This is a genomic window from Rhodoblastus sp. (assembly GCF_019449565.1).
GTDB lineage: Bacteria > Pseudomonadota > Alphaproteobacteria > Rhizobiales > Beijerinckiaceae > Rhodoblastus.
In genome coordinates this window covers 99,493-118,133 of sequence record NZ_JAGRPM010000011.1, presented here as the reverse complement: position 1 = coordinate 118,133, position 18,641 = coordinate 99,493, and the positions used below count along the sequence as shown (strand labels likewise).

Annotated in this window: 17 protein-coding genes; 10 read left to right on the top strand and 7 right to left on the bottom strand. The window is 64.1% G+C overall.

Annotated elements, in window-relative coordinates; all coding sequences use genetic code 11:
• Positions 1-119: 119 nt before the first annotated feature.
• The 3 genes from QZ409_RS02450 to QZ409_RS02440 all read right to left on the bottom strand — a co-directional run bounded on the left by QZ409_RS02450 (position 120) and on the right by QZ409_RS02440 (position 3,181).
• Entirely contained in the window at positions 120-1,223 is a 1,104-nt protein-coding gene (locus QZ409_RS02450; RefSeq protein ID WP_296706750.1) for a GTP-binding protein, read from the bottom strand.
• Between the two features lie 41 nt (positions 1,224-1,264).
• Positions 1,265-2,683 (bottom strand): serine hydrolase, encoded by a 1,419-nt coding sequence (locus QZ409_RS02445; RefSeq protein ID WP_296706747.1) that lies wholly within the window; start codon positions 2,681-2,683, stop codon positions 1,265-1,267.
• Positions 2,684-2,884: 201 nt separating this feature from the next.
• On the bottom strand, positions 2,885-3,181 hold the full coding sequence (locus QZ409_RS02440) for a BolA family protein (protein ID WP_296706745.1): 297 nt from the start codon (positions 3,179-3,181) through the stop codon (positions 2,885-2,887).
• Between the two features lie 207 nt (positions 3,182-3,388).
• On the opposite strand from QZ409_RS02440, the gene QZ409_RS02435 reads away from it, so the two are divergent.
• The 5 genes from QZ409_RS02435 to QZ409_RS02415 all read left to right on the top strand — a co-directional run bounded on the left by QZ409_RS02435 (position 3,389) and on the right by QZ409_RS02415 (position 8,677).
• Positions 3,389-3,868, top strand: coding sequence for a J domain-containing protein (locus tag QZ409_RS02435; RefSeq protein WP_342394821.1), 480 nt, complete (start codon positions 3,389-3,391; stop codon positions 3,866-3,868).
• A gap of 188 nt (positions 3,869-4,056) precedes the next feature.
• Complete coding sequence (gene cobS / locus QZ409_RS02430; protein WP_296706741.1) at positions 4,057-5,055, top strand: cobaltochelatase subunit CobS; 999 nt, start codon at positions 4,057-4,059, stop codon at positions 5,053-5,055.
• 49 nt (positions 5,056-5,104) lie between these two features.
• Entirely contained in the window at positions 5,105-6,976 is a 1,872-nt protein-coding gene (cobT, locus tag QZ409_RS02425) for a cobaltochelatase subunit CobT (RefSeq protein ID WP_296706739.1), read from the top strand.
• Positions 6,977-7,103: 127 nt separating this feature from the next.
• Positions 7,104-7,442 (top strand): ferredoxin FdxA, encoded by a 339-nt coding sequence (gene fdxA, locus QZ409_RS02420; RefSeq protein WP_296706737.1) that lies wholly within the window; start codon positions 7,104-7,106, stop codon positions 7,440-7,442.
• Between the two features lie 641 nt (positions 7,443-8,083).
• Entirely contained in the window at positions 8,084-8,677 is a 594-nt protein-coding gene (locus QZ409_RS02415; RefSeq protein ID WP_296706735.1) for a CarD family transcriptional regulator, read from the top strand.
• A gap of 149 nt (positions 8,678-8,826) precedes the next feature.
• Here the strand turns inward: QZ409_RS02415 and secB are convergent, their stop codons facing one another.
• Positions 8,827-9,294, bottom strand: coding sequence for a protein-export chaperone SecB (secB, locus tag QZ409_RS02410; RefSeq protein ID WP_296706734.1), 468 nt, complete (start codon positions 9,292-9,294; stop codon positions 8,827-8,829).
• A 307-nt stretch (positions 9,295-9,601) separates the two neighbouring features.
• On the opposite strand from secB, the gene QZ409_RS02405 reads away from it, so the two are divergent.
• From QZ409_RS02405 to QZ409_RS02390, 4 genes are all read left to right on the top strand, one after another.
• A complete protein-coding gene (locus QZ409_RS02405) occupies positions 9,602-10,249 on the top strand; it encodes a Tim44/TimA family putative adaptor protein (RefSeq protein WP_296706732.1) in 648 nt (215 codons plus the stop codon).
• Positions 10,246-11,448, top strand: a complete 1,203-nt coding sequence (locus tag QZ409_RS02400; protein WP_296706730.1) for an MltA domain-containing protein — start codon at positions 10,246-10,248, stop codon at positions 11,446-11,448. The genes QZ409_RS02405 and QZ409_RS02400 overlap by 4 nt, the downstream gene beginning before the upstream one ends.
• 32 nt (positions 11,449-11,480) lie before the next feature.
• Positions 11,481-12,074, top strand: a complete 594-nt coding sequence (locus QZ409_RS02395) for a Smr/MutS family protein (protein WP_296706728.1) — start codon at positions 11,481-11,483, stop codon at positions 12,072-12,074.
• 65 nt (positions 12,075-12,139) lie between these two features.
• A complete protein-coding gene (locus tag QZ409_RS02390; protein WP_296706725.1) occupies positions 12,140-13,168 on the top strand; it encodes an adenosine kinase in 1,029 nt (342 codons plus the stop codon).
• A 69-nt stretch (positions 13,169-13,237) separates the two neighbouring features.
• On the opposite strand, the gene purH is transcribed toward QZ409_RS02390, so the two are convergent.
• The 3 genes from purH to QZ409_RS02375 all read right to left on the bottom strand — a co-directional run bounded on the left by purH (position 13,238) and on the right by QZ409_RS02375 (position 18,147).
• Positions 13,238-14,827: a bifunctional phosphoribosylaminoimidazolecarboxamide formyltransferase/IMP cyclohydrolase gene (purH, locus tag QZ409_RS02385; RefSeq protein ID WP_296706723.1), complete on the bottom strand. Its 1,590-nt coding sequence runs from the start codon at positions 14,825-14,827 to the stop codon at positions 13,238-13,240.
• A 182-nt stretch (positions 14,828-15,009) separates the two neighbouring features.
• The gene (locus tag QZ409_RS02380; RefSeq protein ID WP_296706721.1) at positions 15,010-16,740 is read right to left on the bottom strand and encodes a heparinase II/III family protein; all 1,731 of its coding nucleotides are present in this window, start codon (positions 16,738-16,740) and stop codon (positions 15,010-15,012) included.
• A gap of 87 nt (positions 16,741-16,827) precedes the next feature.
• Entirely contained in the window at positions 16,828-18,147 is a 1,320-nt protein-coding gene (locus tag QZ409_RS02375; protein WP_296706791.1) for a transcription antitermination factor NusB, read from the bottom strand.
• Between the two features lie 280 nt (positions 18,148-18,427).
• On the opposite strand from QZ409_RS02375, the gene QZ409_RS02370 reads away from it, so the two are divergent.
• A complete protein-coding gene (locus QZ409_RS02370; RefSeq protein WP_296706720.1) occupies positions 18,428-18,640 on the top strand; it encodes a DUF1674 domain-containing protein in 213 nt (70 codons plus the stop codon).
• The last annotated feature ends 1 nt before the right edge of the window (position 18,641 follow it).

The window sequence follows — 18,641 nt, the reverse complement described above, 5'->3', positions numbered from 1 at the left end:
TCGAAGGCGCCAGCGCCAAAATGGGGCTGCTGGATCATTTCGATCTGAAAAACCTCGAAACTCTCCCCAGCAGTTCGGTTCAATCAAGTTTCAGGCCATTAGGGCGTCGGCTTTTCGTCTCAAGCCAGCAGACCGCCGAGCGACGGCTTGAGGGGATTGTCGGCAAGCGCCATCGCGTCTGGCTGGCCGATATTCGGCTTGCCGACGAAAGCGTCATGGAGCCCCTGAATGAAATGGGGACTCAGATCCTTGACGATGAAGACGATTCTGGTCCGGTGATCGGCGTCAGGCCAAGCGTCAAGCCGCACGGGCGGATGGAAAATGTGCTGGACGCCGTGGATGATCAAGGGCCGGTTCGGATCGTCGGCGAGCGCGATAATTCCCTTGACCCGAAGCAGATTGGGGCCGTGGGCGTTGCGCAGGATTTCGAGGAACAGATCGCAAGCCGAGGGCGGCATCGGCGTTTCGCTGGTCAGGCAGAAGGCGCGAATGGATTCGCCATGGCGGTTGACGTCGTCATGCGCGTTGCCATGCCCATGGCGATGGTCGTGATCCGCCTTGGCCAGATTTTCCGCATTCAGCCAGCGCGCGACGTCGGGGGCTTTGGTCGCGGGATTATACAGGCCAGCGTCCAGCAGATGTTCGGCGTCGAAGGATTCGGAAACGTCCAGCAGGCGCGCGGTCGGATTGAGGGTCGACAGGCGCTCGCGCAGACGCTCCAGCGCCCGTTTTTCCTCATCGGACTGGAGCAGGTCGCATTTGGACAGCACGAGTCGGTCGGCGACGGCAGCCTGCCTGACGGCCTCGGGATGAGCCACCAGCGTCGCCTCGCCATTGACCGCGTCGACCACGGTCACGACGCCATCGAGCCGGAAGCGCAACAGCAGATAGGGATGGCTCATGATCGTGTGCAGCACGGGCGCGGGATCGGCCAGGCCCGTCGTCTCGATGATGAGGCGGTCAAAGGGCGGGATGCGCCCGTTGTCGAGCCGGCGCAACAGATTCTCGAGCGCGTCGATCAGATCGCCCCGGAGCGTGCAGCAGAGGCAGCCCGAGGCCATCATGACCATGTCGCCGTCGATCTTCTCGACGAACAGATGGTCAAGCCCGATCTCGCCAAATTCATTGATCAGGACGACCGTGCGCGCCAGCGCCGGATCCTGCAGCAGCCGATTGAGCAAAGTCGTCTTCCCCGCGCCGAGGAAGCCGGTGAGCACGGTCACGGGAATCGGCGCCGCCGGGCGACGGGCCCCAGGCCCGCTGGTCAATTCTGCCCCGTCTTGCTGGCGGCGGCCGCGGCTTTATCGGGATGTTTGGCCGGTTTCGGAGACGCGGTTTTTGGGTGTTCCTTGGCGGGTTTGGCCGCGGCCCTGGGGGCTGGCTTGTGGCTGGCCTTGGCCTCGGGCTTCGCCTTATGCTTGGCCTGCGCCTCGCGCTTCATGGGAAGCGCCTTGGGATCGGGCTTAATGGGCGACGGCGCGGCGGCGTGCTCCGGCTGCGCATAGGCGATGGCGCCGATGGGGGTGTTGGCGGGACGCGGTCCGGCGACCGGCCCCTGATAACCGGGCGCGGCGCCGATAAAAACGGGGACGGCGTCATAGGCGGGACGCGGCAAGGCGGCGATCTGCGCGCCATTGCCGGGCGCGGGCGGCGCCGATCCGGTGGCGGAGGATATCGCGGCGGAAAAATCTTCCGTTTCGGCCTCGAGCTGGGCTTTCTGGCTTCGCCTCACGCAAATCTCGCCGCGCATGTCAGGCGGCGCGCCGCCGACCGAAGCCAGGTCGCTGGCCGGCTCCCCGAGCTGCGACGCCGCGAAGGCGCGGTCCAGCAAGTCCGCCGCATGCGCCGTGCGGACGCGCGCGGACGTATCGCCCATGACCACGACAATGACCTTCCGTCCGCCGCGCGTCGCGCTGGCGACCAGGTTGAACCCCGCCGGGCAGGTGAAGCCGGTCTTCATGCCGTCAGCGCCGGGATAGCGGCCAATCAGGCCGTTGTGGGTCGGGATGACCTGTTCGCCGAGCTTCAGCGCGCCAATATTGTAAAGATCGGCATATTGCGGAAAGCCGAGCAGCAGCGCGCGGCCGAGGACGGCCATGTCTCGCGCGGAGCTGACATGGGCGGGATCGGGGAGGCCGTTGGGATTGACGAAATGCGATTCCCGCATGCCGAGCGCCGAGGCTGTCTGGTTCATTTCGGCGGCGAAGGATTCGACGGAGCCGGAAACGCCCTCGGCGATCGCGACGGCGATGTCATTGGCCGATTTCACCATCAACATCTTGAGCGCATTGTCGAGCGTCACCTGCGAGCCTGGCGCGAAACCCATTTTTGACGGCTTCATATTCGCGGCGCGCGCCGAAACAACGAGTGGGGTGTCGAGGCTGAGACGGCCCTGCCGAACCGCATTGAGCGCGACATAAACCGTCATCAATTTGGTGACGGAGGCCGGATACCAGGGGCGCGTCGCGTCGCGCGCCTCGATCACGCGGCCGGTCGCCAGATCCGTCGCAATGAAGGGCGGCGGCGTATGGTGGACCGGTATGGCCTTCGCCTGCGCATGCGCCGCCGGGCGCTTGTGCGCCGCAAAGGCTGTTGCACCGAGCGGTCCCTGGAGCAGGACAGCTGCTGCGATTACAGCCAGCTGAACCCGTCGAAACCTGAAGCGATTCGAAGCAGTCATCATTCTCGCGCCAATTCGGCCGGATTGCTCCGGCGCGGAGTGAAAGCACGGTTCGAGCCAGGACCGGAGCGAAACCGCTGGTTCATTGCCGCCGGGCTGTTTTGAACCAGGCTGATCGAAACGCAATTACGCCGCTTCCGGCATTGCGCCACACCTGCCTTGTGAAGCGCGCTTTTAAGACTCTTTTATGGCGGCGCGCCACATTCACTCGCCCGGCGCCTTGATTTCGAGCGCGAGGGCGTGGACGCCGCCAGCAATTTCCTCGGCCAAAAGGCTGTTGACGGCGCGGTGGCGCTCGATGCGGCTCTTGCCTGAAAAGCCGGGCGATATCATCTGGACCCTGAAATGCGTCTCGCCGCCATGGCCGGCGCCGCCGTCATGGCCGGCGTGACCGGCGTGTTTGTGCGATTCGTCGATGACCTTCAGGAATTGAGGCGTGAAGGCCGTCGTCAGTTTGGATTCCATGCGTTCGCGGACGGTTTGTTCAGCTGATTGCGCCATATTGATTCTCCTGGGTTCCATGGGACGGGGCCGGGCCGTCAAGCGATTTAATCTATCTCGCGTTCTTGCTCCGGCCGCCTCTTCGACCATATTGTGTTCGACATGGACTTTAATTCCCCCATCTTCGATCGAATCCGGACGCGACGCAACGCCGGCCCGGCTCAGACCGCTCCGTCGGGGCCACGCTGTCAGCATCCAGGCTGCGACGTGGCGGGACAATTTCGCGCGCCGATGGGGCGATTGCGCGAAGGGCAGTATTTCTCATTCTGCCTCGATCATGTGCGTGAATATAATGCGACCTATAATTATTTTAACGGCATGAGCGATGAGGCGGTCCTGCTCTACCAGAAGGACGCCCTCACGGGGCATAGGCCGACATGGAAAATGGGCGCGAATCGGCAGGACGCCGCCTCCGGCCCGATGCGCGATCCGTTCAGCATGCGCGGCGAGGGCGGCGGGACGACCCGTCGGACCGCCCGCGCGCCACGGCACGGCGTGGTCGCGCTGAAGGCGCTGAACGTGCTCGGACTGGACGACGAGGCCGGGCCGGACGAAATCAAGGCGCGCTACAAGGAACTGGTCAAGAGATTGCATCCGGACGCCAATGGCGGCGATCGCTCGAATGAAGACCGGCTTCGCGAGATCATCAACGCTTATAACGTATTGAGATCGTCGCGCGCAGTTTGAGCTTTAGGGATCTCGTTCTTTCGGAACTGGTTTCCGCCCCCTTGTGGCGAGCGCGGCCGCAAGGTTATCGTGTTGCGCAAAGGTCAGGGCCGCCGCGCATGGGTCTGAATTCGATTGAGGCCTTTGCAGGTTAGTCGGTCATCATCCGCTCCGCCAGGAATTGCCTCTGGCGGAATGGAGACGGAGGTTTGATGCAAGTTTCTCATTCTGCGGGGCTGGTTCAGGGGCTCCCGGACAAAATGGTTTCGGTGCGCGAGGTTTTCGGGATCGATTCCGACATGAAGGTTCCGGCCTTTTCCGTCGCCGACGAGCATGTCCCAGCCATCGACCCGGATTATCTGTTCGACCGCACGACGACCTTGGCCATTCTCGCGGGCTTCGCCTACAACCGCCGCGTGATGGTTTCCGGTTATCACGGCACCGGCAAATCGACCCATATCGAGCAAGTGGCGGCGCGGCTGAACTGGCCCTGCGTCCGCGTCAATCTTGACAGCCATGTCTCGCGCATCGATCTCGTCGGCAAGGATGCGATCGTCCTGCGCGACGGACAGCAGGTGACTGAATTCCGTGACGGCATCCTGCCTTGGGCGCTACAACATAACGTGGCTCTTTGCTTCGACGAATATGACGCCGGCCGGCCCGACGTCATGTTCGTGATCCAGCGCGTCCTGGAAGTTTCAGGACGCCTGACCCTGCTCGACCAGAATCGGGTCATCAGTCCCCACCCGGCTTTCCGGCTGTTTGCGACGGCGAACACCATTGGCCTCGGCGACACGTCCGGCCTCTATCACGGCACGCAGCAGATCAATCAGGGGCAGATGGACCGCTGGTCGATCGTCGCGACCCTGAACTATCTGCCGCACGACAAGGAGGTCGATATTGTCGCGGCCAAGGTCAAGCAGTTCCATAAGGACAAGGACAGCCTCGACATCATCAACAAGATGGTGCGCGTCGCCGATCTCACCCGCAATGCCTTCATGGGGGGCGATCTTTCGACCGTCATGAGTCCGCGAACCGTGATCACCTGGGCGGAAAACGCCGCGATCTTCGGCGATGTCGGCTTCGCTTTCCGCCTGACCTTCCTCAATAAATGCGACGAGCTCGAGCGGCCGCTTGTGGCTGAATTCTATCAGCGCTCTTTCGGGAAGGAATTGCCGGAAAGCGCGGTCAATGTGGCCTTGAGCTGAGCGGGGCGGCCTTTTCGCATCCCGCGCGCAACCGGATCGGAACCGCCGCGTGAGTCTGTCGAACGTCAAACCTTCCTCCCCGCGCGAAGGCCCGCACGAGCCTTTAAAACGCGCCGTCTCTGCCTGCCTGCGGGCGATGGCGCGGGCGCCTGAGCTTGAGGTTTCCTTCGTCCCCGAAAAGGCGAGCGTCATCGCCGGCGCGGATAGCGGCAAGGCCCGGCTGTTCGAACCGCCGCGCCGCATGACGCCGCGCGACGCGGCGATTCTGCGCGGCCAGGCCGACGCGGTCGCCTTGCGCATCGCCTGCCACGATATTCAGACTCATCGCAAATTCGCCCCGCAGGCGCCTTTGGGGCGCGCCATTTACGACGCGATGGAGCAGGCGCGGGTCGAGGCCATTGGCGCGCGGCGCATGGTCGGCGTCTCGCAAAATCTTGCGGCGGTGCTGGAAGATCGCTACCAGCGCGGCGCCTATGCCGAGATTCGCCAGCGCGCGGACGCGCCTATCGAAGACGCGCTCGCCTTGCTGGCGCGCGAAGTCCTGACCGGAGCCCCGCCGCCGCCTGCCGCCGAACATTTGGTCGATCTTTGGCGCGAGACGATCGAATCGCGCGTCAAGGCTGATCTGACGCGCCTGGCGGGCGCGATCGAGGACCAGAAGGCTTTCGCGAAATTGACGCGGAAAATCCTTTCCGATCTCGATATGGCCGAGCAAAGCGACGCCGAGGAGCAGGACGAAGACGACGAGGGCTCCGACGATCAGCCGCAATCTGATCAGACGGAGGAGTCCGGCGGCGATCAGGAGGACGAGTCCTCGCAGGCCCAGAGAACCGAGCGATCCGAGGAGGCCGCCGACGAGATCCTCGACGGAGAAACGGAGACCGAGGAGGGGCCGCCCGGCGACGAGGCCGACGAACTCGATCCGGGCGAGGGAGAGGAGGCGGAGGCCGCCCATCGCCCGCCCAGCAATTCCGCGCCATTCGCCGGCAATGAATATCGCGCATTTGCGCCGCAATTCGACGAGATCGTTCACGCGGAGGAACTCTGCGACCCCGAGGAGCTTGATCGTCTCCGCGCCTATCTCGACAAGCAGTTGCAGAACCTCTCCGCCGTGGTCGCGCGGCTTGCGAACCGGCTGCAGCGGCGGCTGATGGCGCAGCAGAACCGGGCGTGGGAATTCGACCTCGAAGAGGGCATGCTGGACCCGGCGCGGCTGTCTCGCGTCGTCGTCGATCCGCAATCGCCGCTGTCATTCAAGCGCGAGAAGGATTCGAATTTCCGCGACACCGTCGTCACGCTGCTGATCGATAATTCCGGATCCATGCGCGGCCGACCGATCACCGTGGCGGCGACCTGCGCGGACATTCTCGCGCGGACGCTGGAGCGCTGCGGCGTCAAGGTGGAGATTCTGGGATTCACGACCCGCGCCTGGAAGGGCGGCCAGTCGCGCGAGACCTGGCTACAGGCGGGCAAGCCGCTCAATCCGGGCCGGCTGAACGATCTTCGCCATATCATTTATAAATCCGCTGACGCGCCTTGGCGCCGCGCGCGGAAAAATCTTGGCCTGATGATGCGCGAAGGCCTGCTCAAGGAGAATATCGACGGCGAGGCTCTCGATTGGGCGCATCGCAGGCTTCTGGGGCGTCCGGAGCAGCGCAAGATTCTCATGATGATCTCGGACGGCGCTCCGGTCGACGATTCGACGCTCTCGGTCAATCCCGGCCACTATCTCGAGCGTCATCTGCGTCAGAAGATCGAGGAAATCGAAATGCGATCCCCGGTCGAGCTGATCGCCATCGGCATCGGTCACGACGTCACGCGCTATTACCGCCGCGCGGTCACGATCACCGACGCTGAGGAACTGGGCGGCGCCATGACGGAAAAGCTCGCCGAATTGTTCAGCGACGCCGTCGGCGCGTGATCTTCATCGGGAGGAGCTTGTGTTGGGGCGACTCGCCGCTAATGACTTGCATGGCCGCGCCAAAAGCGTTAGCTAGCCACCGCATCGGGTTGAACGCGCGAGCATCGGGCCGCGCGCGGAGAGGCAAATGACCTACGTCGTCGTCGAAAACTGCATCAAGTGCAAATATATGGATTGCGTCGAGGTCTGCCCGGTCGATTGTTTCTATGAAGGCGAGAACATGCTCGTCATTCACCCCGACGAATGCATCGACTGCGGCGTTTGCGAACCGGAATGCCCCGCCGAAGCGATCAAGCCCGACACCGAGCCGGATCTCGAAAAGTGGCTCGGATTGAACGCGGAATACGCCCAGATTTGGCCGAATGTCACGATCAAGCGCGACGCACTTCCGGAAGCGAAAGAATTCGACGGGCGTGAAGGCAAGTTTGACGCCTATTTCAGCAAGAACGCCGGCCAAGGCGACTGACGGCGCCCACCTTATCGGCGCTTCTCATTTTGGCCGCCGCGCTTAACCATCGAGCTGCCCGTTCTCGCGACGAATCAATTAATCTTTGATTCGCGCGTTAACTTGTGATATTGCTCTTTACCAGAACAATCTGGCCCAACGCTCGCTTAATTTTTGACATTGTCAGCGGCTCCCGCTCCGGCGCGGAGCCTGTTTTTACCTCAGGCCATTAAATTTCCGGGTCGCCGGTCACGGTAGACAGGAAATTGGTGTTTTGCGGTAATGCGAGGCTCCCGGCAGGTTGTTTCACGCGACCCGACGTCATGATCTCTCCATGATTTCATTTCCGAGGGTTGACCATAGCGCCGCGCTCCCTGGAGTGCGCGGGCGATCTGCTAAGGGTGCGTTCTGAAAACAAGCTCCAGACATCAAGATAGCGGGTTTTGCGCTCCCCAAATGCGCCGGCCGTGAGGGATCGACCATTCGTCATGGCCTGAATTCAGCTGAATAGTCGACTGGCGTGGTTTCTCCTCAATCGATTCAGCTGTCAATGTGGACCTCGAACCATCAGTGATTGGACCAAGGTGACGCAGAAAAAATCAACTCTGGCGGCCGATGCCGCTCCGTTAGCCCCTCGTTCCTCCGATCCGAGCAAAGTTACCGTGTCCCAGACAAAAATCCCCAGCAAAGTCGCCAGCCCCAAGGCCAGCTTCAAGTCCAATGAATTCATCGTCTATCCGGCCCATGGCGTTGGCCAAATCGTCGCGATCGAGGAGCAGGAAGTCGCCGGTTTCAAGCTAGAGCTTTATGTCATTTCCTTCGCCAAGGACAAGATGACTCTCAAGGTTCCGACCCCCAAGGTGGCGTCGGTCGGCATGCGCAAGCTCGCCGAGGCCGATGTCGTCCGCAAGGCGCTCGACACCCTGATGGGCCGCGCGCGCATCAAGCGCACCATGTGGTCGCGCCGCGCGCAAGAATATGAAGCCAAGATCAATTCGGGCGACCTTGTCGCGATCGCCGAGGTCGTGAGGGATCTCTATCGCTCGGACGTCCAGCCGGAGCAGTCCTATTCCGAACGCCAGCTTTACGAAGCGGCGCTTGACCGGATGGCCCGCGAAATCGCGGCCGTGCAGAAAATTGGCGACCCGGAATCGCTCAAGCTTATCGAAGGCCAGCTTTCGAAGGGCCCGCGCCGCCTGGCGAAGGGTGAGGAAGCCGCTGTCGTCGAAGAGACGGATGTCGACGAGGCCGCGTGAAGCCTGTTCGCAGCTGAATTCAAACCCCGCCGATCCGGCGGGGTTTTTTTGTGTTCTGGCCGGTGTCGAACAAACGAAAACGGGCCCTTCTTGCGAAGGGCCCGCCTAAAATTTTTGCGTCTTGCGACGAACAGTCCCGCTTCAGGGCCTCAGTTCGGCTGCGTGGCCTGGGCCTGCTGCATGCGCTGCGCATAGAGCGCGGCGAAATCGATCGGATCGAGATACAGGGGCGGGAAGCCGCCGTTGCGGACCGAATCAGCCACGATCTGGCGGCCGAAGGGGAAAAGCAGGCGCGGGCATTCGATCATGACGACCGGATGGGTCTGTTCCGCCGGGATGTTGACGAGCCGGAACACGCCCGAATAGGTCAGTTCGAACTTGAAGAGCAAATCGGCGCCCTCGCCCGCGGAGCCTTCGAGGAGAAGCTCGACTTCGAAATCATGCTCGGCCAGCTGCTTGGCGTTGACATTGACCTGAATATTGATGTTCGGACCCCCTTCCTGCGGGCCGAGCGAGCGCGGCGCGTTGGGGTTTTCGAACGAAAGGTCTTTGCAATATTGGACCAGGCAGTTGAGCGCCGGCGCGGCGTTGGCCTGTCCGCCGTTGGTATCCGTCATGAAAATCTCCCGCTAAAGCATGGAATGACGGAGACAGACCGCCATTTCTTCGTGTGGTTTGGCCGAGATGGCGGAAAAGCCCGAGTTCAGCGCAAGACGCCCGCATCCGGCCGGACAACCCTGCCGCCCGGTAGCACGAAACGGCGGGAAAAAACAAGGTCCGCAATCGCCGACGCTCTGGCTCGCCCGGAATTCCGCGTCGGACTCTGGCGCTTGCTGGCGCCTTGCGGCAATGCTACCCATCGGCGGGATGTTCAGTCCCGCGCGCGGCGATCCGCCCGCGAGAAAAATTGAATCGGGAGCTCAGATGCAGTTGGATCCGGCCACAGTCATTTTTGCCCTGCTGGCAGTGTTCGTCTTGTGGAAGTTGCGGTCGGTGCTCGGCGAGCGCACGGGCATGGAGCAGCCGCCGGGCGCCGGGCCTTCCCCGAGCGCCTTCGCCCCGCAATCTGCCCCGATCGACGACGCCTTGCGCTGGAAAGATTTCGCGGAGCGCGGCAGCCCCGTCTGGTCCGGCCTCGATGAGGTCTCGCGCGCCCAGCCGGGATTTGAGCCCCGCGCCTTTCTCGATGGGGCCAGCCAAGCCTATAAGCTTGTGGTTCAGGCTTTTTCCGCCGGCGACGAGGCGACCCTGCGGTCGCTGACCAGCGACGACGTCTTTGGCAGCTTCAAGGCCGCGCTGGCGGACCGCGCCGCCAAGGGCGAGACGCTGGAAACGACCTTCGTCGGATTTCAGGACCTCAAGATCGTCGAGGCGGCTTCGGATCCTGTCGGCTGTCGGATTTCCGTGCGCTTCGACGCCCAGTTCATCACTGTGACGCGTGATCGCGCCGGCGAAGTGGTCGAAGGCGATCCCGCCAAGACATCGAGCATCATCGATATCTGGACATTCGCCCGCCGGAACGATGCAAGCGCTCCCAACTGGACGCTGGTCGCGACCTCGCCGACGCAATGAGCTCATCGCTTCCGGCAAGGCGTCGTCGCCATGGGCCTCTCCACTTTGCGGCCGTTGCGCTCGCCGCCCTGCTCAGCGCCTTCACCGCCGTCGGGTCGCGAGGCGAGACGCTTCAATATCATTTGACGCCCGTCGCCTTCCGCGACCTGCCGGGGTTCTCCGAAGACCGGCTTGACGAGGCGCTGAAGGTCTTCGCGAGAACCTGCGACAGGCCGGTTCGGAGTGAAAAGCTTATCCAGGGCTTCAGCCCGGCGGCGCAGGCGAAGGTTTGCGCTTTGGCGCGCAAAGGCGAAGGGGCGTCCGACCCGCGCGCTTTCTTCACTCGCCATTTCCGGACCTATCTTGTTGCGGTCGATTCTACGGCCGACGCGTTCTTCACTGGCTATTTTCAGCCGGAAATTCCCGGTTCGCTCGTCAGAACCAAGGCCTTTGCGACGCCGGCCTATGGCTTGCCGCCAGATCTGGTCACGCTTTCGCGTCAGCAGAAGGTCGGGGCTTTCGCCGATCTGACAGCTGCGCGCAAGGGACCGGACGGCGCGCTGACACCTTATCCGGATCGCGGGGCCATCGAAGACGGCGCGCTGGAAAAGCTCCCCGGCGTCAAGACTCAGGTTTTCCTCCGGGACAATGTCGATCTTTTCCTCGCGCAGGTGCAGGGTTCGGCGCGCGTCCGCCTCCAGGATGGCCGCGTGCTCCGGCTCAGTTTTGCTGGCCGCAATGGCCAGCCCTATACGGCGCTGGCGCGGGTGCTGGTTCAGCGCGGCGTCGCCACGCCCGCCGAAATGACCATGCGCCGGCTGACCGACTGGATCAGGGAACATGGCGTGGCGCGCGGCGAAGCTGGCGACGATCTGCTGCGCCTCAATCGATCCTTCGTCTTTTTCGATGCGCGTCTCGACACCCGGCCCGATGAGCAGCCGGAAGGCGGGAGCGGCGTGGCGCTGACGCCGCTTCGCTCGATAGCGATCGACTCCCGGATCTGGCCCTATGGGTTGCCCTTTTTCATCGACGCCCGAATGCCATGGCGCAGCGCGGAGTCGGAACCATTCCAGCGGGTCATGATTGCGCAGGATACGGGTTCGGCTATCGTAGGTCCGGCGAGGGCCGATGTTTATTTCGGCCTGGGCGACACACCGGGCGCACGCGCCTCCGAAATTCGTCATCACGGGCGGTTTTACCTGCTCTTGCCCATTGATTGACCGGAAAGAACGGCGCGACAGGGGAACGTAGGATGAAAGGCGGCGGGGAGTTCAAGCGCGCGCCGCGCATTCGCAGGCTTTCGCGCGACGAACTGGCGCTTTGGCGCCACGCGACCGCGGACGTCAAGACAACCAGGGATCGCATCCGTTCCGAACCGGAGCCGGCGCCGCCAGCTCCGGAACCTCCGGTCGCGCCGCCTGTCGCTTCGCCGGTTCGAACCCCGCCCCGGGCGCCGGACGAAAAGCCTAAGCCCCCGGCGCTGCCGCCATTGGCGCCTTTGGAGCGTCGGATGAAGCGCCGGCTGTCGGCGGGCAAGGCGCAGGTCGACGACGTCATCGATCTGCACGGCCTGACCCAGGCGCAGGCGCATCGCGCGCTGAACAATTTCCTCTGGCGCTCCGCCGAAAACGGGGCGAAGCTGGTGCTGGTCATCACCGGCAAGGGCGCGCCAGCCGGCGATGCGGAGCGTTACGACAGCGAACGCGGCGTGCTGCGCCGTAATGCCCCCCACTGGCTGAGGACGCCGGAACTGCGCGCGATCGTGCTTTCAATCGAGGAGGCGGCGCGGCCGCATGGCGGGTCGGGCGCCCTTTATGTCCGCCTGCGGCGGCGCTCCCCCGGCTGAGGAAAGAGCTTGACCCCGCTCCCATGCGGGGGCAAGACGCTGACGTTTCCTGAGAGAGTTGCTTCATGACCGCCCATCGATATGACGTCCTCGGCCTTGGCAATGCGATTGTCGACGTCATCGCGCCCGTCGACGAGGAGTTTCTCGTCAAAGCCAAGCTTCGCAAGGGCGCGATGCAATTGGTTGACGAACAGCAGGCGCAATGGCTCTACGACGCCATGGGCGCGACGACGATCGTGTCGGGCGGTTCGGCGGCGAACACCATCGCGGGCCTGGCGAGCTTCGGCGGAAAAGGCGTCTTCGTCGGCAAGGTCGCGGCGGACGAGGCGGGGCGCGCCTTCGCACATGACATCAAGGCGGCGGGCGTTCATTTCGCGACGCCTCCGGCGAGCGACGGCCCCTCCACGGCGCGCTGCCTGGTTCTCGTCACGCCGGATGGCCAGCGGACGATGAACACATTTCTCGGCGCCTGCCAGAATTTGACCTGCGGCGATCTTGACGTCGCCGCTGTCGCCGCCTCGAAGATCATTTACCTCGAAGGCTATCTGTGGGATCCGCCGGCGGCGAAAGAAGCTTTTGTCGAGGCCTCGCGAATCGCACATGCCGCCCAGCGCGAAGTGGCGCTGACGCTGTCCGACGTGTTCTGCGTCGATCGCCACCAGCAGGAATTCCTGCGGCTGATGCGCGACGGGATCGTCGATATTCTATTCGCCAATGAATCCGAGCTTCACGCTCTCTATGAAACGGCGGATTTCGCGACCGCCGTCGCGGCCTTGCGACAGGAGAACGTGCTCGCCGTTATCACGCGCTCCGAGAAAGGCGCCGTCGTCATCAAGGGCGCGAAGACCTGGGAGGTTCCTGCCGCCCCGATCGATCGCCTCGTCGACACCACGGGGGCGGGCGATCTGTTCGCGGCGGGCTTCCTGACCGGCTACACGAGAGGCGAGGCGCTCGATGCTTGCGCGCGTCTCGGCTCCCTGGCGGCGAGCGAGATCATCCAGCATTTCGGCGCGCGTCCGGAGGTCAACCTCGCGCACCTCGCCCAACAGAGCGCCTATCTGCATGCCGACGGCGTGGCGCCGCAGGGCGTCTGATCCGGCTCAATATTTCAAGGTGGTCATGATTGTCGGCGCTCGAATCGGGCACCGACGCTTTTTTGTGACTTAGTGGCGGAAATGGCGATAGCCCGTCATCACCATCGCCAGACCGGCCTCGTCGGCCGCCTTGATGACTTCATCGTCGCGCATTGAGCCGCCCGGCTGGATGACAGCCGTCGCGCCCGCTTCCGCCGCCGCGAGCAGGCCGTCGGCGAAGGGGAAGAAGGCGTCTGAGGCGACCACGGAGCCCTTGGCCCAGCTCTCGGCCGCGCCGGCGGCCTTGGCGGCCTCGGCGGCTTTCCACGCCGCGATGCGCGAGGAATCGACGCGGCTCATCTGGCCCGCGCCGACGCCGACCGTCGCGCCGTTCTTGGCGTAGACGATGGCGTTGGACTTGACGTGCTTTGCGACGCGGAAAGCGAATTTGAGATCGGCCAGTTCCTGCGCCGTGGGCGCGCGCTTGGTCACGACCTTCAGCGGCATGTCGTCGACCACGGCATTGTCGCGCGACTGGAACAGCAGGCCGCCGGCGACCGAACGGACGCCGAGCCCCGGCGCGCGCGGGTCGGGAAGTCCGCCGGTGAGCAAAAGGCGCAGGTTTTTCTTCCCCGCGACCAAAGCAATGGCGTCTTCATCAGCGTCGGGCGCGATGATGACTTCGGTGAAGATCTTGACGATTTCCGAAGCCGCCGCGGCGTCCAGCTTCCGGTTCAGCGCGACAATGCCGCCAAAGGCCGAGACGGGGTCGCAAGCCTGGGCGCGGAGATAGGCCTCCGTCAGCGTCGCGCCCTCGGCGACGCCGCAGGGATTGGAATGCTTGATGATCGCCACCGCCGCCGTGCGGGCGGGGTCGAATTCCGCGACCAGTTCGAAGGCGGCGTCGGTGTCATTGACATTATTGTAGGAGAGCTGCTTGCCCTGCAACTGGCGCGCCGACGCGACGCCGAGGCGGTTTTCCCCTGTCAGATAGAAGCCCGCGTTCTGGTGCGGATTTTCGCCATAGCGCATCGGCTCGGACAATTTGCCCCCCACGGCGCGATATTCGGGGGAGTCGGCGCCAATCGCCCGCGCCAGCCAGTTGGAAATCGTCGCGTCATAAGCCGCCGTGCGCGCATAGGCCTTTTGCGCGAGCTTCTTGCGCAGGGCGAGGTCCGAGCCGCCGCCATGCGCGTCCATGGCGGCGAGGATGACCTGATAATCCGCGACATCGACGACAACGGCGACGTCTTCATGGTTCTTGGACGCGGCGCGGATCATGGCGGGTCCGCCGATGTCGATATTTTCGATGGCTTCGTCCCAATCGGCGCCCTTGGCGACCGTTGCCTCGAAGGGATAGAGATTGACGACCAGGAGGTCGATGGGCTCGATGCCATGGGCCAGCATGGCGGCTTCATGTTCGGGGTTTTCGCGGATCGCCAGCAGGCCGCCGTGAACTTTCGGATGCAGCGTCTTGACGCGTCCATCCATCATTTCGGGAAAGCCGGTGACGTCGGACACGTCGACGACCGCGATTCCGGCGTCAGCGATGGTCTTGCGCGTGCCGCCGGTGGAAATCAGCGTGACGCCGCGCTGGCTCAGCGCGCGTGCGAAGTCGATCAGGCCGGTCTTGTCGGAAACGGAAAGCAGCGCACGCTTGATGGCGCGGATGTCGGACATGGGCTTACTCTTCAATGGCTCCGCCTCGGCGCCGGGTCGCGCCCGGGGAATTCGGGAGCAGGTCGACTGGCGGGCGAATATCGGGTCGGGCGGCTTAAGGCTCTATGGCTTGGCGCCGCGCTTAGCATGTTTCGCCGCGAACGAAAATGCGTCGCGCGCAAGAGAAAACGAGGAATTTCCTCTCAGACCTGCTCCAGCGGCGAATTGGCGCGTTGCAGCGTAAAGGACCAGTCGACTTCGGCGATATCGGCCGAGGCGCCATAGACGACGATCTGTTCGCAGGCGCGGGATCCCTCCGGCGCGGCGAAGAGAATGCTTTCCTCGATGGCGAGCGGCAGTCCACCGGCCTCGAAAGCCAGTTTGGCGCCGCTGGGCAGCTCCAGCAGCACGCCCGCGCCGTCCCGGATCTGCGTCAGAGTCGCCGCGGGATGGATGTGGAAGCGGATGGCGTAATTGACATTCGACCGTTCCGAGCCATTGGCCGCGATCAGGCGGTCCTTGCCCTGAAGTCGCCCGCCGTCGGCCTGCAGCAGCCAGCGCCGTTCGTGCAGAAAGCCAAGGCGGCGCAGATAGCCGTCATGCGACGCCAGAACCATCGAACCGCGGGTGTTGTCCTCGCGCGTCGCCGGAACGCGCTCGGGACCGAGCAGGATTTCATCGTCGAACCAGCGCGCGGCCCCTATCTGCGCGCTGAACAGGCATGATGAGGAATCGTCCAGAACCAGCGTCGAATGAGCGGCGGTGAGACGCGCGCTTGCCCGCAACTTGGGGCGCGACGGACCCGGATCGCCGCAATTGATGACGACCTTGTCGGCGCCGAGCGAAAACTCGAACGACAGGCATCCGGCGTGAGCGTCGCGCGAGCTGAGGGGCGGCGGCGGACGGCCAGCGTCGAGGATGACAAGCGCGTCCTGCGCCTCGAGCCGCTGGTAGCCGGAATACCGGGCGTTGAACACCGGCTGGTTCCGGTTGTCCTCATAGGCGAGCGCGATGGCGATCCCATCCGGGGCCGTGACGCCCATTCCATTGAACAAGGCCAGCGAGCCGTCGCCATGACGAAACATGCGCAGGGCCGGCGTCATGCGATCGATGGCGTTCAGCAGATCCGGCGGCGGCGACAGCCCGCGCGCGGCGAAAGCCTGTCGTAGCGGCAACAGATCGAACAGCAGGTCGAGCAGGGCTTGCGGATTGCGGCTGATGGTCCCGCCGTCAGGCAGGACCTGCCGGTTCAGTTGCTCGTTGAGGACAGCCACGGAACGCTTCAACATCGACGCGCCGCCCTGGACGCACAAGGAATAGGCGGTCATGGCGACGGCCATCGTGAGCCGCGTTTCTCCCGCGAGGCCGCTGTCGCACTGGCGCCTCAGGCGCCAGTAGCCGCAGGTCAACACGCGAAGGACGCGGCGGTAATCGGGATAATCGACCCCTTCGAGCAGCATCGGCGATTGGCTCAGCCAGGAGATTGTGCGCCGCGCGACAACTTCGGGCTCCCAGGCGGGATGGGCGCGAGGCTTTCCGAGCAGGGCGAGAAATTCTTTCAGGAGCGATCTGGCGTTGGCGCGCGCCAAAGCGGTGTTCGCCGCCCGCAAATGGCGCAACCAGCTGAATCCATTCAGTTCGCGCGACCATTCGGCTGAAGGCGCAGGCAAGGCGAAGGGAGACTGGCCATGCGCATTGACGATTTTTCCGCAGAAGGCGTAATAGCCGGCATAAATATCGGCTGCGGCGGTCGGATCGCCGGTGCGGATATCCTGTGGCGCGATGAGAAGCCGCTCCGGCGGGCTGCAACGCCATTCCTCGAAAGCCAGAAAAGGCCATTTCGCGACGGCGCGCAGCTTCAGCGCGCCTCGGGCGATCGTCAGGCGGACGAGGCGAAGACGTTCGGCGAGGGGCAGGGCGCGCGAAATCGTCAAAGGCGGTCCACACTCCGGTCGGCGGGTTCCGGTACGGCTATGCCGCCAGCTGCCTGCCGACTTTCGCCGATCGTGGTTAATGAACGCCTAACGCAAACGGCCGAGGCGTGCGATGAAGAAACCGTCGAGCCCCCTTTGGCGCGAATCCTCATGCGGGAGCAGATTGGGCAGCAGGCGCAGTTCGCCTTCGGCGTTCGCGGCCTCCGCCGGCAGGCCATAAGCCGCTGGATCGATCGGGTCGCGGACCGCGTCCGGATTGCGCCTCAGCAGCGCAGCGATCTGAGCTTCGCCTTCCTCCGGCTCGAGCGAACAAACGCAATAGACCAGAACGCCGCCGGGCTTTAGCAGGCTGAAAGCGCGGTCGAGGATCTTGGTCTGGATCGCGGCGAGCGCGGCGATGTCGCCGGGCTTCTTGGTCCACAGCACGTCGGGCGAACGTCGCGCGGTTCCGGTGGCGGAACAGGGGGCGTCGACCAGAATGGCTTCGAAGGGCTCGGCCTTGAAGGAAGCGGCGTCGCCGACGGAAATGGCCGCTTCGAGCTTGAGGCGGGCCAGATTGGCCGAAAGCGCCTTGAGGCGCTCGGCGGATTTGTCGAGCGCGGTTACGCGCGCGCCGGCGGCGGCGAGTTGCGCGGTCTTGCCGCCAGGCGCCGCGCAAAGGTCGGCGACGCGATGCCCCGGCTTGGCGTCGAGGATGCGGGCGGGCAAGGCCGCCGCCGTGTCCTGCACCCACCACTCGCCTTCCTCATAGCCGGGCAGTTCGGGGATTGGCGCGTGGCTTTCGAGGCGAATCGATCCGGTCGGCAGCAGCCGGCCGCCGAGCCTCTCGGCCCAGGCTGCGGCGTCCGCCTTGACGGTGAGGTCGAGCGTCGGTTCGTCGCCAAAAGCCGATGCGATCGCGTGCGCCGCATCTTCGCCATAGATGCGCCGCCACCGCGCTGCCAGCCAATGCGGAATATCGTCGTCGAGCGGATCGGACTGTGAGAGAAATTCGTCGCGGCGGCGAATCAGGTTGCGCAGCACGCCATTGACCAGATTGGCGAAACCCGCGTTCTTCGGCTCCAGCCGCGTCGCGCGCACCGCGAGATCGACGGCGGCGTGGTCCGGCGTGTCGAGGAAAAGAATCTGGGCGGCGGCGGCGATCAGATTCCATTCGAGCATGCCGCAATTGCGCGGCAGGCCCTTTTCGACCAGCTGGCTGAGCGCGAGACGGATCGTTCCGAGCCGTCGCAGAGCGACGGTGACGATGGAGCGGGCGAGGCCACGGTCGCGCGGGTCGAGGCCCGCGAGGCGCGAGGGCGCCGCGTCTGACAGAAATCTTTCATCCAGCGTATGCCCGCCCTGAACGATATCGCAGAGGATCGAGGCGGCGGCGACGCGGGCGGCCAGCCCCGGATGGGCGAGCATGCTCTCCGGCGTCTGATCCTGCCGGGGACCCTTCGCCCGGGGACCTTGCGTAACTGCCCTGCCCTTGCCGGAGCGGCCGAAATTATTGCCGTGATTGCTGTTCATTCGCCCCGTGACCAGGTCGGAGTTGCGCGCAAGAAGGTTTCGATTATGAATCGGCCTGTTGGATTTTCACTATAGCGCCGCGCGCGCCGAAATGCGCGCCCGCGCCGGCTCTGAGCTGCTGTTTTCGCTTCGGAGCCGGTTCCATCGGCGGGCGCTAAGACCGGAAGGCTTGACCATGGCGGAGAAAAAGGACGGCGCATTGGGAGCCGGGGAGGCTGAAAAGCCGAAGCTCTTAAGCCCCGAGGCCCGGCGCGCCTTGGCGGAAGCGGAGGAGCGCCGCCGCAATGCGATCGAAGCGTCCCTGCCCCGTGAAATCAACGGCCCCAAAGGGCCTGAGCCGATCCGTTACGGCGACTGGGAGCGCAAGGGCATCGCGAGCGATTTCTGAA